Here is a 16525-nt window from a genome sequence, read left to right as displayed (position 1 = left end):
TTCGCTCGTTATTCTCCAGAAAGTTCTAAATTGCTTGTCCTTTCGGACCAACAACCAGAACCATCTGGAATTAATTCTACTACTTCGACATTTTGTGAAGTAACTTTAGAAATGCGTCCATTAAACAGACCTAAATACTCACCAACGCCCATCCGATACACACTGCCATCATTTGTTTCGACTAGTGCCCAAGTCGTATCTGCTTCACTTAAGGTGCCACGCATTTTTAAATTATCTAAAGGATAAGTTTCTAATCGTCCTTTTCGACGCTTTAAATCTGGTTGTAAACAATCTTTGCTGGTATCAACAACCTCTTCAGTTAGTTCACGTGAAGGTGGTACAAATGGGCTACGCATTAGCTCAGCCTGATAGGCAAAGTGCTCAAACTTTGGCGGTTCTTTTAAAGGTGGAATATGAGCAACGTGTTGCGCTTTAGTTGTAGTAACAAATAGCTCTAAATCACTGCGATCGCCAACACAACCCATTAAAAAAAGACTCAACGCCAATAGAGGTAAGAATTTCATTATTTCTTCCCCTTCTTAGCAGGCTTTTCAGGCGGTAATTCAGCCCCTTCTTTAAAGCGATAGGTCTTAGCTAAAATATCCATGGCTAAGTTACCAGCATCGTCGCGCTTAATCGTAAAATCATGCAGACTGACAATACGCGGCAGTTTTGCTACGCCACTTACCATATTACCTAGCTGATGATAATCACCTGTAACAGACATTTTAATGGGGAATTCAATATAAAAATCCCGCTGAATTTCCGGCTCCCAATCTAAACTCTTAATTCTGAGTCCTGCATCGGTGGCGACAAAGGTTAAATCATCTAGCAAGCCTGGCATTTCATTCTCTGAGGGGAGCATCTTCAGTAACTCGGCAAATTGCACTTCCATCGTTGCTAACTGCTCACGATAAAGTTTTAAATTTGCTGCGAGTTGATACTTATTCTTAAAATCATCTCTGAGTTGAAATTCCCTATCTTGCTCTGCGGTATAGGTGTCAATCGAATCTGAAACGACTAAGAAATAACCCGCTGCAAAAACACACAGTGCCAATAGGATCGCGAAAAAACTTTTAACTTGGTTAGGCCAACCACCAATATTTTCAAAGTCGATATCATTAAATTGACTTAGATCGAGTTTCATTTACTCGCTCCTTTTGTCATTTTCTCAGGCTCGTCCACATTCGCGCCTTTAATCGTGACTCTTAAACTGAATCGCTGTAATTGCCGTAATTCCTCATTTTGAGTCACAATCGACTGCATATTGGGATCGGTTAGCCACTCTGAGGTCTTAACCTTACGCATCATATTGGCAACGTTATTATTTGATTCACTACGCCCTTCAATCAGTAATAAGCTACCCTTTTTCTCTAAGCTAGAAAGGTAGATTCCTGGGGGCACAATTCGCACTAACTCATCTAACACATGGGTCGGTAAATTACGGGATTGTTGTAAATTCAAAATAATTTCGGTGCGGCGTTCAATATCCTTCTTACGCTCGGTAATCTTCTTAATCTCAGAAATTTGTGTTTCTAGCAGGCTAATTTCCGATTGCAAATAGGCATTACGCGCTTTTTGCTCGTCAGTCATTACGTCCAAAAGAGATACAGCCACATAGACCAAGATTACCGACGCTAGAAATACCGCGGCTAAAATGCCAATATAATCGCGCTTTTGTTTTTCTCTCGCCTCTTCTCGCCAAGGGAGTAGGTTTATGTTCGCCATTGACCGTAACTCCTCAATGCTAAGCCACAAGCAACCATATATTTGTTGATTGTAAGTTGCAGCGAATTTTTAACCGACTCATCAGCATGCAGGCACCCTTGAAAAGGATCGGCAATAATAGTGTGTACCCCCAATTCATTCGTCAGTAAATTGGCCATACCTTCTAATTTAGAGGTCCCACCACATAATACGAGGTAGTCAACTTTATCTTTTCCACTCGAAGTACAATAGATTTGCAGCGTACGTTTTATTTGTTGTAATAGCTGAGTTTGGAAAGGTGATAGGACTTCAAACATATAATTTCGTGGTAGGTCGCCTTCAATTTTTGCTTTTTCGGCTTGATCATAAGACATGCCATAGAAGGATAATATTGACTGAGTAAATTGCTCACCTCCGAAGGCCTGCTCACGAATAAAAGTCGTCTCTCCCGCTTCAACTACAGAAAAAGTCGTCATATTGGCGCCAATATCGACCATAGCAACGGCCTTATGTTTCGCTCCTTCGGGTAGCTGCGCCAGAATTAATTCAGCTGCACGACCTAAAGCATAACCTTCTACATCAACCACTTTAGCCTCAAGTTCTACACTATCGAGCGCATCGACTCTGACATCAATATTGTCGGTGCGGCATGCACTCAGCAACACATCCACTTTGGTAGGATCTGTACTATTTACGCTGAGGGTTTCAAAATCTATGCTGACTTCATCGAGTGAATACGGAATAAGGTTGTCGGCTTCAATTTCTATCTGCGCCTCCATTTCTTCCTCGCTCAGCGAAGCATCCATGTAGATCACTTTGGTCATCACTGCAGAGCCTGAAACACAAACCGCCGCATATTTAACCGATTTAGGTAAATTGCGTTTTATTTGCCTAAGGCATTCGACAACGGCATCAGCATCACGAATATCATGATCGTTAACGGCCCCCTTTTTAATGGGTACCGCCGCATGACTCAATATCTTGTATCCATCAGCAGTCTTGCTCAACAAAATGGCCTTAACTTCATGGGAACCTATGTCAATTCCCACCATCTGCGGAGCCTGACGCTTCCATAAATTTGAAAGCATATCCATTGTCACTTTTTTATTTATATTTCAGTAAAAGAGATTAGCACAAAATCAACTTGTTATACTTACTTGTATCGAATGTTTCATCATTTTACAAACGCTATTTTAAGCTTCTCACGTTTTTACTTCACCAAGAGGTGTACGCCTTATATACTGTCGCACTTAACGGAACATTAGGATAAATTTTGGTGAAGTGGTTAAAACGTATTGTTATAGCACTATTCAGTCTAGCCCTTTTGGGAGTAGGCGCCATTGTGGCAGCATACTTTTATGTTTTGCCGGATTTGCCGGATGTTTCAACACTAAAAAATGTGCAACTTCAAACACCTTTACGCATCTACAGCAGTGACGGCAAACTTATTTCACAATTTGGTGAGAAGCGTCGCATTCCATTGAAGTTAGACGAAGTGCCAAAACCCCTACTTCAAGCGTTTATCGCAACTGAAGATGCGCGTTTTTACGAGCATGGTGGTATAGATCCTGTAGGTGTACTTCGCGCCGCATTAGTGATGTTGACCACAGGTGAGAAAAAGCAAGGTGCCAGTACCATTACCATGCAGGTTGCGCGTAACTTCTTCTTAACCCGCGATAAAACCATTATTCGTAAAGTGAAGGAGATTTTTATCTCCTATCACATTGAAGAATTACTCACCAAAGACGAGATTTTAGAACTCTATGTGAACCGCATTTACTTAGGCCAACGCGCCTATGGTGTTGGTGCCGCTGCACAAGTTTATTTCGGTAAAGATGTTAAAGACCTTACACTCTCAGAAATGAGTATGATCGCAGGCTTACCCAAAGCGCCTTCGACACTCAACCCTGTGACCTCACCTTCTCGTGCCATCGCTCGCCGTAATGTCGTCCTCATGCGGATGAATGAAGTGGGTTACATCAGCCAAGCTGAATACCAAGCCGCACTACAAGAACCGCTGGTCGCTAAATACCACGGCGCCGAAATTGATCTCTATGCCCCGTATATTTCTGAAATGGCTCGGGATTATATGGTGCAAAAGTACGGCGAAGAAGAAGCCTATACCAATGGCTACAACGTCTACACGACCATTTCATCGGATATACAACTGAAAGCTCAGCAAGCATTACGTAATAACGTTTATGCCTATGATGAGCGTCATGGCTACCGTGGTCCTGCCGCCGTACTGTGGACAGACGAAAAACCAGATCAAGCCCAAATCAAGGCTGAACTGTCCAAGGTGGCTTCGATTCAAGAACTGCAACCCGCAGCCGTCATCAGCGTTGCAGATCAACAAGCCAGCGTCATGACCGCCAAGGGCGAGACTAAAGTCATTACTTGGGATGGTTTGAAGTGGGCGCGTAAATTTATTACCGATAAACGTCAAGGCAGTGTACCTAAGTCAGCTTCTGACATACTCAAGGTTGGTGAGCGTATTTGGATCCGTGATAACGGCCAATATTTGCAGTTATCGCAAGTACCAGAAGTTGCCAGCGCGACTGTGTCACTCGACCCACAAAATGGTGCGATTCGTTCTTTAGTCGGCGGATATAGCTTTAGCCAAAGCCAATACAACCGTGTCACTCAAGCAAAACGCCAATTAGGTTCGAACATCAAACCTTTCATCTATGCTGGCGCATTAGAGAAAGGCTTTACCTTAGCGACCCTCATCAACAATGCACCGATCAATAAACCCGATATCAGCCAAGGCACCGCATGGCGCCCTAAAAACTCGCCTGATATCTATGGCGGCCCAACCCGTTTACGTGTGGGCTTAGCGCAATCAATCAACGTGATGTCTGTGCGTGCAATGCGCCATGTCGGACTCGATGCCACCATTGCAGAATTGATTAAATTTGGTTTCGACCCTAATGACTTACCGCGTAACGAGTCGATTGCATTAGGTTCGTCTTCAGTAACGCCATTACAAGTAGTCACGGCATTTAACGTGTTTGCTAACGGCGGTTTCTTACTCGAACCTTTCTATATCGATCGCGTCGAAGATGCCTACGGTAATGTGATTGAAAAAGCGAATCCAACATTGGCCTGTAAGCCTAGCCAAAGTCTTAGCCAACCAGTTACACCGAGCGATCCTATGGCGTTCAGTGTTAGTGGAGACTCTAGTGCTGAACCGAGTACACCTGTTGCCCAGTGTTTCGAGCAAACGGGTCGCTTTGCACCACAGATCATTTCAGAGCAAACTGCATTCCTCATCACCGAGGCGTTAAAGAGCGTGATCTGGGGTGGCGGTGATTGGAGTCACGGCACTGGCTGGCAAGGTACGGCTTGGCGTGCTGCAAGATTGATTAAACGCCATGATATTGCGGGTAAAACAGGTACAACCAACGAATCTCGCGATACGTGGTTCAGTGGATTTAGCCCTGTGCTCACCAGTACGTTCTGGGTCGGTTTCGACGATCACGGTCGACAACTGGGTAGAACAGCATGGAATGCCAGCGCAGAGAAAGATCAGATAACCGGCGCCGAAGCTGGCGCGAAAACGGCAGGTCCGGGTTGGAACGAGTTTATGAACAGTGTCTTACAAGGCACACCTGAAACCACATCGATTCCACCAGAAGGTATTGTCTCGGTACGAATCGATTTAGCGACGGGTAAACTCACTCGTAAAACCGACTATACCAGCGCATTCGAATACTTCATCTCGGGCACTGAGCCGAAGGAATACATCAGCGAAACTCAGGATGAAAATAACATCTTCATCGATGCGCCAACTGACGACTTATTCCAATAAACAACGCATAGAAAGTCATTGCCCATACGGATAATGACCTAATAAAAAACGCGACTTAAAGTCGCGTTTTTTATTAGCTTGTTGATTTGAACAACTTGCCTTAGCGGGCTTTCTTAGCCGCGATCGCCTGCTGAATTTGCGGCAGAGCTGTACCACCAAGCACATCGCGTTTCGCTAAACAGGCTTCAATGGTGAGGTTAGGATAAACGTCATCTTCAATAATAGCGGCAAAGGTTTTTAACTCGGCCAAGGAGAATTCCTCCAGCGGAATTTGCTTCGCTATCGCGGCAACCACCACTTCACCCACAACGTGGTGCGCCTCACGGAAAGGCATACCCTTAGAAACTAGATAATCAGCTAACTCAGTAGAGTTGGCATAACCTTGCTGCGCAGCTAACAGCGCATTAGGACGATTAACTTTCAGACCCGATAACACTAACGCCGCCATATCGAGGCAAATTGCCCAGCTATCAACTACGTCAAACAGGCCTTCTTTATCTTCCTGCATATCTTTGTTGTATGCCAAAGGCAGCGCTTTCATGGTGGTGAGAATGCCCACTAAACTGCCATAAACCCGACCCGTTTTACCACGGATAAGCTCTAATGCATCAGGATTTTTCTTCTGTGGCATCAAGGATGAACCCGAGGTGACTTCATCACTCAGAGAGATAAAGTTGGCTTCGCCCGAGTTAAAGAAAATCAAATCTTCAGCCATACGGCTTAAATGCATCATGCTGATCGATGCCGTTGAACACAGTTCTACCACGTGATCTCTATCTGACACACTGTCTAAACTATTGAGTGTCGGCGAGGCAAAATTAAGCGCAGCAGCCAGTGCATGCCGATCCATTTTATAGGCTGTGCCAGCAAGGGCGCCTGAACCTAATGGACAGGTATTAGCGCGGGTTAACGCATCGGCTAAACGGCTGATATCCCGCTCATACATTTCCACATAAGCTAAACACCAATGGCCAAATGTCACAGGTTGAGCGCGCTGCAAGTGAGTGTAACCTGGCATTACCGCATCAAATTCACGTTCAGCCAACGCCAGCAATTCAGCATGTAAGCTTTGAAGGCGCGCCAGTAGTGCAGCCCCTTCGGATTGACACCAAAGCTTTAAATCGGTGGCAACTTGATCGTTACGGCTCCGGCCGGTGTGCAATTTCTTACCGAGATCGCCCACTTTGGCAATCAAGGCCGACTCGACGAAACTGTGAATATCTTCAGCGCCCGACGCGAGAATAATCGCTGGATCGCCATTCACTTCCACTAGCAAATCATTGAGTGCTTTTTTCAAGTCGCTGCATTCAGTGGCTGTGATAATACCCACGCTAGCAATCGCATCAGCCCAAGCGATAGAGCCGACCACATCCTGTTCGAACAGGCGATAATCCACGGGTAGCGAATCGTTGAATAATTTGAATAGCGCGCTCGTTTCGCCCTGAAATCTTCCACCCCATAAAGCCATGCTAACTCTCCTTACTCACTGCTGATTTGAAATCGACTCATCTGAATCAAAAAACTTGATCAAAACCTAGAAACAAAAAAGGGCGCTAGGCGCCCTTTTAAACGACCTATTACTTAGACTTAACGTCATTAGCGTTGAGTGCGCGGATGCGGCTCGCTAATGAGTACAGGCGGATAAAGCCTTCTGCATGTTTTTGATCGTACACTTGATCTTCACCGAAGGTGGCAAACGCTTCGGAGTACAAGCTGTTAGGTGAACGTTTCTTCACTGCCGTCGCTTGACCTTTGTAGAGTTTAACCACGACTTCACCGTTAACTGATTCTGCCAGTGACTCAGATGCTGCCAACAGTGACTTGCACAGTGGCGTGAACCAACGGCCGTCATACACTAAATGCGCCATTTGTGCGGCAACTTGCTCACGCCAGTTACGGCTAGTTTTGTCGAGTACAAGCTCTTCAATCGCACGCAGCGCAGCGAACATCACAGTGCCGCCCGGTGTTTCGTAACAGCCACGAGACTTCATGCCGACTAAACGGTTTTCAGTGATGTCGATACGACCCACACCGTGTGGCGCAGCAATCGCGTTTAATGTCATCAGTGCAGCATAAGGCGTTAGGGCTTCACCATTCACTTTAGTGATACGACCATGTTCCACTTCTAGCGACACATATTCAGGCTTGTTCGGTGCATCTTCAGGATCGGCTGTCAGAGTCCACACGCCTTTGCTTGGCTCGTTCCATGGATCTTCTAACTCACCACCTTCATGGGAAATATGGAAAGCATTGGCATCACGGCTATAGATTTTAGTCGCTGACGCTGACGTCTTAATGTCACGTTCGGCTAAATAGGCCAGTAGATCTTCACGGCTCTGCATGGTCCATTCACGCCATGGTGCAATCACTTTTAAATCAGGCGCTAATGCAGCGAAACAACCTTCGAAACGTACTTGATCGTTCCCTTTACCGGTACAACCGTGGCATAAAGCATCGGCGCCCACTTTACGGGCCACTTCAACCTGTGCTTTGGCAATGATAGGACGCGCCATTGACGTACCGAGTAAATAAGTGCCTTCGTAAATCGCACCGCTCGCAATCGTTGGGTAGATATATTCTTTAACGAATTCTTCTTTCAGGTCGACGATATGACACTCAGACGCACCCGAAGCTAAGGCTTTTTCAGTCAAGCCAACCAGCTCTTCTTCGCCTTGGCCAACGTCGGCGCAGAATGCGATGATTTCGCAGTTATCGTAGTTTTCTTTTAACCAAGGAATAATGGCCGAGGTATCTAGACCACCTGAATAGGCTAAAACCACTTTTTTCACACCAGTATTTTTTATCTCGATAGACATCTTAAATTCCTATGACTCGTTTCTCACCGAGGAGAAAACAGGCTGCTAAACAGGGTTAATTTAACTAAATAAGGTTACCAGTACCGCATTTTGGGCATGCATCCGATTTTCGGCTTGTTGCAGAATTAAGGAGCCTGCACCGTCCATCACTTCATCTGTTACTTCTACACCACGGTGGGCGGGCAAACAATGCATAAAGAAGTTAGCGCCCGCTTTCGCCATCAAGGCTTTGTTTACTTGGTATGGCGCAAACTTCGCTTTGATATCCGCCAGCGGCGTTGGATCGCCCATTGAAATCCAAGTATCGGTATAAATCGCATCGTGACCTTCAATCGCATCGATATCTGAAGTCAGTACCAGCTTACCGCCATATCGCTTAGCAAGCTCTTGCACTTCTGCCACTACGTAGCCATCAGGAAAGTGACCCGCTGGGCAGATCACTGTCATGGTAGCACCGAGAATAGCCGCACAGTACATCAGCGAGTTAGTGACATTATTACCATCACCAACATAAGCTAATTTGGCTTTGCTGACATCCTCAAACTGCTCGGCCAGTGTTAAAAAGTCAGCTAATGCTTGGCAAGGATGATAAAGATCCGACAAGGCATTAATCACGGGCACTGTGCCGAACTCGGCTAATTGCTCAATGGTGGTGTGCGAATAAGTTCTCGCCACAATCGCATCGGCCCAGCAAGACAGGTTAGCAGCAAAGTCAGCAACCGATTCCCGTTGACCTAGCGCACCATTTTGTTGGTCTAGGTATAAACAGTGGCCACCAAGTTTATTAATACCAATATCAAAGCTAACCCGTGTTCTGAGCGAGGGCTTTTCAAACAACATCACCACACTCTTGCCATCCAGCGCGTGGCGGTACTCAGCCGGATTAGCTTTGATCGTTTTTGCTAAGGCAATCAGATCGAGTAACTGCTGCTGGGTTAACTCTTTTATCGATAGTAAATGCTTCATAACCTACTCCACTTATGGTTGGATTTGTGTTCCTACGGCTTCACCTTTTGCTAATGCGATTAATTGGCTTGCATCACGCCACGAGGCAACTTGAACCGCCTGCCCCATCCACTGTGCGACTTCGAGCGCAGCTTCAACTTTGACCTTCATTCCCTTTTCGATCACACCTTGTTTAACCAGGTCTGCTATCTGCTTGCCATTTAAACTGTGAATGAGCTGGCCTTTACCATCGAGTACACCAGACACATCCGACAGCAGCACTAACTTGCCGCCTACTAATTTGGCTAAGGCCGTCGCAGCTTGGTCAGCATTGACGTTGAGCATTTGGCCATCGTCCATCATGGCGATAGAGCTACAAATCGGCATCCAACCTTGGGCGAGGATAAACTTAAGATAAGCGCCATCTTTTGGTGTCACTTCACCCACTAGGCCTAAACGTTCATCTTTAATCTTTGCCGATACAGTATTGCCATCGGCGAGGCTCATGCCCACACTCACAATCCCAGCTTTAGTCGCTGCGCCTTGGAGGATCTTGTTCGAAGTACCTGCAAGTGCGCCGGCAATAATCGGCATTTGCTCAGGCGGAGTCACACGTAAACCTTCTAACTTGACGGTTTCCATGCCGTTTGCCGCTAACTGTTCATCCACTAAACAGCCGCCGCCATGCACCATCAACACTTGCTGACCATTGGCTAACATAGCCGCAGCCGTATCCATTAACCGCGCCATCCCCATTTCACACTGCAGCAGCGCGCCGCCCACTTTAAGAACTAATACTGAGTTGTTTGTAGACATCTTGACGACTCTCTTAAATAAGGATGAACAATTAAAGGTTAAAATGAATCTTTATGCATTGCAGCGCTTGGCTGGCAGCACCTTTCATCAAATTATCGATTGCACTGGCTACCACTAAGTAACCGCTATTCTCATCAAACTTCCAACCTAAGTGGCAGTTAGGTGTCAGCACCACATCGTCCACTTTCGGGAACTGATTGTGCTTCACGGTTACCAATGGCGCCTGGTCATACACGCTATAGGCCGCAGCGACATCGGCAGTTGTAGTGCCTGGTTTTAGCTGCACGGTAATAGTCGCTAAAATGCCACGCTTAAAGTTGCCAAGGTGCGGGGTAAATATCACTTCTTGACCAAGCTGAGTGGCGATCTCGGGTTGATGTCTGTGGCCTAATACGCCGTAAGGTGTCAGGCTCACTTCACAAAAACTGGTGTGTAACTGCGCTTTGCGACCCGCACCCGTTACGCCGCTCACGGCATTGATCACCGGATAAGCTGATGTCAGTAAACTCGCCAGCGGTTTTAACGCTGTAAGTGATGCGGTTGGATAACAACCTGGCACGGCGATCATCTTAGTCGCAGCGATTTCTTTAGCATTCCATTCGGCAAGTCCGTACACGGCTTTGGCTAAAACTTCAGGATATTCATGCTCAAAGCCATACCACTTAGGATATTGCGCCACATCGCTAAAACGATAAGCACCGCTTAAATCGAATACCGCTAACCCTTGGCTATAAAACCAAGCGGCTAAATGTAAGCTCACTGAATGCTCAGTCGCTAATACCACAGCATCGGCTTCGGCAACGATTTTTGCCTTAGCGTCTTCGGACAATGGCGACAGCGTTAATGCGATATGGCTATAGCTAGGGTACAAATCCGCTAAAGGCTTACCTTTATCTAAACTGTTTTCAGAAACATACAAACCCTGAATCGTCAGATCTGCTTCTGCATGGATTAAAGCGGTCAGTTGTGCGCCTGTGTAACCACTGGCACCAATAATGGCGATATTTTTCATGTGTTGTTGTCTTATTAACCGAATCAAAGAAACTTAAAGAATAGATGAATAGCGTACACGCAACTGCGCATATCTATGATGACAAGATTATCGTCGCAGGAAATCGTAATTGGTTGTTATTTTATTCACTGTCAGGTTAATGCTCTGAATCATGATATTTACTCTACAGGTCACAGGGGGTGACTCATCTCAACTGCAGGCTAGACTACCACAAAGATCTACTTATGCAATATATGTGAATATATATTTTTAATTTATTTTTATATTTCTTACTGAAATGCAGATCTCGCCCGCCTATCATCCGTTCAGCTAACTCGTTAATAACTCAGTTATCTAGGGTTAATTTCCGCCAAAATCAGTCCTTTTTATTAACAGCTAAGATACATGCCTGCAAAGCCTAAAATGATGCACTTCATATTCACTTACGCTAATCATCACAAAATATTGCGTAGCTTCGCATTTATATTGAATATTCCTCAACGATCATTGCGATTAGTTGCATATTAGATAAGCCAGTCGTATAAGTTATAAGTTCTTCTGTTGACCATTGCCCCAAGTGATAGGTATTGTGCTAACGGGCTAAATGTACGGCAGGATTTTCATGTTTTTCTATTCGGAGTAACTATGGTTGTAACCAAGGCAGACAATATGACCGATATGTATGCGTCATTAAGATCGAACGTGAGTATGTTAGGCCAAATCCTTGGCGATACTATGCGTACCCATCTTGGGGACTCTTTTCTTGAGAAGGTAGAACAGATCCGTAAGCTTGCTAAAGATTCACGCCGGGGCGATCAAGCCGCCAGAGAGCAAATGCTCGAGTTACTGACAGCTTTGCCAGACGAAGAATTAGTCCCTTTTGCAAAAGCTTTTAACCAATTTCTTAACTTAGCTAACTTATCCGAGCAATTTCATACTATCAGTCGTAATTGCGACGAACTTGTCTGCGTACCAGACCCAGTGGAACAACTCCTAGGCCGCATGCTCAATGGTCGTGTCGACCAAGCTAAAATGCTCGACTGTCTAAAAACACTGGATATCGATCTGGTGCTAACAGCGCACCCCACTGAAATTTCCCGTCGTACCCTGATCCAAAAATACGCCGCCATTGTCGACTGCTTAACAGAGCAAGAAAACGACCAACTGTCAGATAGAGAACGTCAACAGATCAATCTGCGCCTACGCCAATTAATCGCACAAATATGGCACACCAATGAGATCCGCCGCGAGCGCCCAACTCCAGTAGATGAGGCTCGCTGGGGATTATCCACCATTGAAGAGTCACTCTGGCATGCGGTGCCTGACTTCTTAAGACAGCTTAACGATCGAGTGCAGCAACGCACAGGGCAGCAATTACCGATTGATATAGCGCCAGTGCGCTTTTCAAGCTGGATGGGCGGCGATCGCGACGGCAACCCGTTTGTTACCGCAAAAGTCACCCAAGAGGTGCTCGATCGTAACCGCCATGCTGCCGCCAGATTATTCTTAAAAGATATCGTGCTGCTGGTCGGTGAACTGTCGATGGAAGAAGCCAATGATGAGTTAAAGGCTTATACCAATAACAGCTGCGAACCTTACCGCCACGTGTTGCGCTCCATTCGTCAAAGACTGCGCGATACCATAGATTATTTGAATGCACGTATCGAAGGCCACAATCCTGAAGTCGATAAGTCGAGTCTGATTTGGCAAGAAAGTGATCTCAAAGCGCCGCTAGAAATGCTCTATAAGAGTTTAACCGACTGCGGTATGCGCTTAATTGCCAACGGTTTATTGCTCGACATTCTCCGCCGTCTCGCCTGCTTTGGCATTCATATGCTCAGGCTCGACATTCGCCAAGATGCCAGCCGTCACAGCGATGTGCTCGCCGAGTTAACTCGCTATCTCGGCATGGGTGATTTCAATCATTGGGATGAAACCGAGAAGCAAGCCTTCTTATTACGTGAACTCAGCAACCGTCGTCCACTGATCCCAAGTAACTGGCAACCCTCGGCCGATGTGGCCGAAGTGCTTAATACCTGTCGTTTGATTGCTAAACATCCGGCAAAAGCACTCGGATCATATGTGATTTCGATGGCAGGTAAACCATCGGATGTCTTAACGGTTTTACTGTTACTCAAAGAAACGGGCTGTTCGCACCCAATGCGTGTGGTACCGCTATTTGAAACCTTAAGTGACTTAAACAACGCCGCGGCCTGTATTACCGATTTGCTCGATATCGACTGGTATCGTGGCTATACCAAAGGCATGCAAGAGGTCATGATTGGCTACTCTGACTCTGCCAAAGATGCTGGTGTCATGGCGGCGGCTTGGGCTCAGTATCACGCTCAAGAGCAGTTAGTGGCGGTCTGTAAACAAGCAGGCGTCAAGCTTACGCTATTCCATGGCCGTGGTGGCAGCATTGGTCGCGGGGGTGGTCCTGCACACAAAGCAATCCTATCGCAACCACCTGGTTCGGTAGATGGCCGCATTCGTGTGACTGAGCAGGGCGAAATGATCCGCTTCAAGTTTGGCTTGCCAAAACTCGCGGTTCAAAGCTTGGCCCTGTATACCTCGGCCGTATTGGAAGCAACCCTATTACCACCGCCAGAGCCGAAGCAAGAATGGCGCAATTGCATGCAACGTATCGCTGAAGAATCAGTGGGTGCTTACCGTGGCATAGTGCGTGATGAACCTGATTTTGTGGCTTATTTCCGCGCGGCAACGCCAGAAGTGGAATTAGGAAAACTACCACTCGGCAGCCGTCCAGCCAAACGTCGTGTCGATGGTGGGATCGAAAGTCTGCGAGCCATTCCATGGATTTTTGCTTGGTCGCAAAACCGTTTGATGTTACCCGCATGGCTCGGCGCAGGTGAAGCACTACAAGCCGCCAGTGAACGTGGTGAGATGGGCTTACTGCAAGATATGGAGCGGGAATGGCCCTTCTTCAGCACTCGCATTTCAATGCTAGAAATGGTCTACGCCAAGGCGGAACCTAATTTGGCCCGCTACTACGAAACCTGTTTAGTACCTAAGGACTTGCATCACTTAGGCGAAACCTTGCGCCAACGCTTAGATCTGGGCATTAAAGTCGTGCTTGAGCTGACAAAATCGGATAGTTTAATGGCGCATACACCGTGGAATCGCGAATCAGTTAAACTGCGAAATCCGTATATCGATCCATTAAACTTCTTACAAACCGAGCTATTAGCGCGGACACGTAAGGAAACAACCGAAACTCCTGCGTCTGAACATGTACAGTTAGCACTAATGCTGACCATTGCAGGTGTAGCAGCGGGTATGAGAAACACTGGTTAATGAAAAAACTTTCCCGCACGATTTGCTTGGGACTGACTGTACTGCTTGGCGGCTGCGTCTCGCAGTACAGTATCAGCGAGCATGAAATGGAGCAGTACCTCAGTAAAGAGATCCACTTTGAGGTTAAACAAGGCAATCAATTAGTTGGCGCTGAAGTGCGCATTAACGACATCAGTGTCAAGCTAGGTGTAAAACCTGACACTATGAGCGTAAGTGCCGCAACTCAAGTATCAATTAAGAATCCGATCTTTCCATTGAGCGCCAAACTCACGACGACTTTTGAGGCCAAGCCTTGGTATGACAGCGCAACGCACAGTGTCTATCTGCGCCAACTCGAATTAGTCAAAGTGGAATCAACGCCCAAGGATATTGAAAAAGCGATTAGCAGTGCCACACCGCAGGTGATGGGTTATCTAAGGCAATTCTTAGAAAACCAGCCTGTGTATGTGCTGGATACCAAGGACAGTAACCAAGCACTGATGGCAAAAATGACCGAAAGCATTCAAGTTGCCCCAGGTAAATTAGTGCTTAAGTTCACTAAATAATCTGCCATTTTTGTATCTCTGTAGAAGTTAAAATGCTCCCTCGGGAGCATTTTGTTGGCGGGCATAAACGGATATATACCAGTATAAGAGTTACTTACTGAATCGCCCTATCGACTGATAATCGACGATCACTGCTTCAGCTAAAAGCTCACGTCTTAGCATATCGTAAGCTACAGCAGCACTTAAACTGCGTACCAGATCCCGTGAACGTCTCGGTAGTTTAATCATCTGACTATAAACACCGCCGCGAGTTGCTAAAGCGATCGCCACAGTGCCCACAGGTTTCTCATCTGTGCCACCATCGGGCCCCGCAATTCCACTGGTTGCCAGCGCATAATCACTGTCTAAAATTTGCCTTGCCCCCTTAGCCATTTCTTCCACAGTCGCAATGGAGACAGCACCATGATCATCTAAGGTTGAAGGATTTACACCTAACACGCGAACTTTAGATTCATTACTGTAAGTCACTAATCCGTGCTGTAAGTAAGATGAACTGCCTGGGAAATCAACTAACTGACTGGTGATCATGCCGCCAGTGCAAGACTCGGCAACGCTTAAGGTCAAGCCTGAGTTAAGCAGCTTATAATGAATTTCTTCGGCAAGGGTGGCTTTATCTTCCGCCACAACCGCAGTACCCAGCACCATTTTGATGTGCCCAGCGACGCGAGGTAATACCGCAATCGCCTTCTCGCCACGGGCGAAAATCTTAATCTCAATATGCGGCATGGAAGAGCGGTAACCAATAGTAATGCCTTCTGGCAGCTCTAGCGGTTCTAACTTATCTGCCAAAGCGGACTCACCTTGGCCTATGGTCAATAGTTTCTTTAAGGCAACCTTAGCATCAAGGTTAAACTCTTCGCGAATAAAGGGAACAAACTGCTCTGTAACCATGTGCTTAAGCTCAAAAGGCACACCAGGCGTAAAGAATAACCAAGCGCGATTAAGTTTAACTCTAAAACCACAAGCGGTTCCCACTGGGTTATCAATCATCACAGCTGACGCTGGCAGCATAGCTTGCTTGAGATTACTTAAAGGCATTTCACGGTTATTACGGGTAAACCACTCCTCTAAACGCTCACGCCACTCCGCATTCTCAACCAATGGTTCGCCCTTCGCCTTCGCCATCGCTAAAGCAGACATATCATCACTCGTCGGCCCGAGACCACCATTAACGAGAATCACATCGGCATGTAAGCTACGTTCTTGGAAAACCGCAATCAGATCCTCGAGGCGATCGCCGACGGTTACTCGACGCTGGATCTCGACACCATGATCCATCATAGTACTGGCAAACCAAGCGGCGTTGGTATCAACAATCTGTCCCGCCAACACCTCTTCCCCAGTGCAAATCATCTCTAACTTCATCTCAGATCCTTATCTACCCCAATAAATTAAAACATAAGGTAAGTAACCGCTTAACTAATAGCAATAGCGAGGATCGATCTAGAACTCAGATCACTGTAGCGAAATCGGAGCATTGTCAGAATAACGGCTGAAATAAAATCCAAACGGCATGGATTATTAATGTCGTGGAGCGTGAAAGAGGGAGTTTTGGAAAGAAAATAGGAGAGAAATTTAT

Annotated in this window: 13 protein-coding genes; 3 read left to right on the top strand and 10 right to left on the bottom strand. The window is 46.3% G+C overall.

Annotation, left to right across the window (positions count from 1 at the left end; translation table 11 throughout):
* Window positions 1-8: 8 nt before the first annotated feature.
* Genes Q4Q46_RS13525 through Q4Q46_RS13510 form a run of 4 tightly spaced genes read right to left on the bottom strand, consistent with a single transcriptional unit; the run spans window position 9 to window position 2795 of the window.
* Window positions 9-524, bottom strand: coding sequence for a pilus assembly protein PilP (locus Q4Q46_RS13525; protein ID WP_106649105.1), 516 nt, complete (start codon window positions 522-524; stop codon window positions 9-11).
* Window positions 524-1147, bottom strand: coding sequence for a type IV pilus inner membrane component PilO (locus tag Q4Q46_RS13520; RefSeq protein WP_311906214.1), 624 nt, complete (start codon window positions 1145-1147; stop codon window positions 524-526). The genes Q4Q46_RS13525 and Q4Q46_RS13520 overlap by 1 nt, the downstream gene beginning before the upstream one ends.
* Complete coding sequence (locus tag Q4Q46_RS13515) at window positions 1144-1728, bottom strand: PilN domain-containing protein (protein WP_220776795.1); 585 nt, start codon at window positions 1726-1728, stop codon at window positions 1144-1146. The genes Q4Q46_RS13520 and Q4Q46_RS13515 overlap by 4 nt, the downstream gene beginning before the upstream one ends.
* On the bottom strand, window positions 1716-2795 hold the full coding sequence (locus Q4Q46_RS13510) for a pilus assembly protein PilM (RefSeq protein ID WP_311906213.1): 1080 nt from the start codon (window positions 2793-2795) through the stop codon (window positions 1716-1718). The genes Q4Q46_RS13515 and Q4Q46_RS13510 overlap by 13 nt, the downstream gene beginning before the upstream one ends.
* A 188-nt stretch (window positions 2796-2983) precedes the next feature.
* Here Q4Q46_RS13510 and Q4Q46_RS13505 point away from each other — a divergent pair, with 188 nt between their 5' ends.
* Entirely contained in the window at window positions 2984-5518 is a 2535-nt protein-coding gene (locus Q4Q46_RS13505) for a penicillin-binding protein 1A (protein ID WP_311906212.1), read from the top strand.
* 100 nt (window positions 5519-5618) lie between these two features.
* On the opposite strand, the gene argH is transcribed toward Q4Q46_RS13505, so the two are convergent.
* The 5 genes from argH to argC all read right to left on the bottom strand — a co-directional run bounded on the left by argH (window position 5619) and on the right by argC (window position 11107).
* Complete coding sequence (gene argH, locus Q4Q46_RS13500; protein ID WP_011848137.1) at window positions 5619-6986, bottom strand: argininosuccinate lyase; 1368 nt, start codon at window positions 6984-6986, stop codon at window positions 5619-5621.
* Window positions 6987-7095: 109 nt separating this feature from the next.
* The gene (locus tag Q4Q46_RS13495) at window positions 7096-8334 is read right to left on the bottom strand and encodes an argininosuccinate synthase (RefSeq protein WP_006083550.1); all 1239 of its coding nucleotides are present in this window, start codon (window positions 8332-8334) and stop codon (window positions 7096-7098) included.
* 60 nt (window positions 8335-8394) lie between these two features.
* The gene (locus Q4Q46_RS13490; RefSeq protein ID WP_311906211.1) at window positions 8395-9300 is read right to left on the bottom strand and encodes an ornithine carbamoyltransferase; all 906 of its coding nucleotides are present in this window, start codon (window positions 9298-9300) and stop codon (window positions 8395-8397) included.
* 12 nt (window positions 9301-9312) lie between these two features.
* Window positions 9313-10095, bottom strand: coding sequence for an acetylglutamate kinase (gene argB / locus Q4Q46_RS13485; protein ID WP_011848138.1), 783 nt, complete (start codon window positions 10093-10095; stop codon window positions 9313-9315).
* Window positions 10096-10126: 31 nt separating this feature from the next.
* A complete protein-coding gene (gene argC / locus Q4Q46_RS13480; protein WP_259544947.1) occupies window positions 10127-11107 on the bottom strand; it encodes an N-acetyl-gamma-glutamyl-phosphate reductase in 981 nt (326 codons plus the stop codon).
* Between the two features lie 624 nt (window positions 11108-11731).
* On the opposite strand from argC, the gene ppc reads away from it, so the two are divergent.
* Both ppc and Q4Q46_RS13470 read left to right on the top strand, forming a co-directional pair.
* Window positions 11732-14401, top strand: coding sequence for a phosphoenolpyruvate carboxylase (gene ppc, locus Q4Q46_RS13475; RefSeq protein WP_311906210.1), 2670 nt, complete (start codon window positions 11732-11734; stop codon window positions 14399-14401).
* On the top strand, window positions 14401-14946 hold the full coding sequence (locus Q4Q46_RS13470; protein ID WP_263140922.1) for a YceB family lipoprotein: 546 nt from the start codon (window positions 14401-14403) through the stop codon (window positions 14944-14946). Before ppc ends, Q4Q46_RS13470 begins: the two co-directional genes overlap by 1 nt.
* A 90-nt stretch (window positions 14947-15036) precedes the next feature.
* Here the strand turns inward: Q4Q46_RS13470 and Q4Q46_RS13465 are convergent, their stop codons facing one another.
* A complete protein-coding gene (locus Q4Q46_RS13465; protein WP_311906209.1) occupies window positions 15037-16311 on the bottom strand; it encodes a CinA family nicotinamide mononucleotide deamidase-related protein in 1275 nt (424 codons plus the stop codon).
* Window positions 16312-16525 lie beyond the last annotated feature (214 nt).

It is taken from the genome of Shewanella vaxholmensis, from assembly GCF_031932135.1.
Taxonomy (GTDB): domain Bacteria; phylum Pseudomonadota; class Gammaproteobacteria; order Enterobacterales; family Shewanellaceae; genus Shewanella; species Shewanella hafniensis.
The sequence above is the reverse complement of the archived record's forward strand: the minus strand, read 5'-3'. Positions and strand labels throughout refer to the sequence as shown.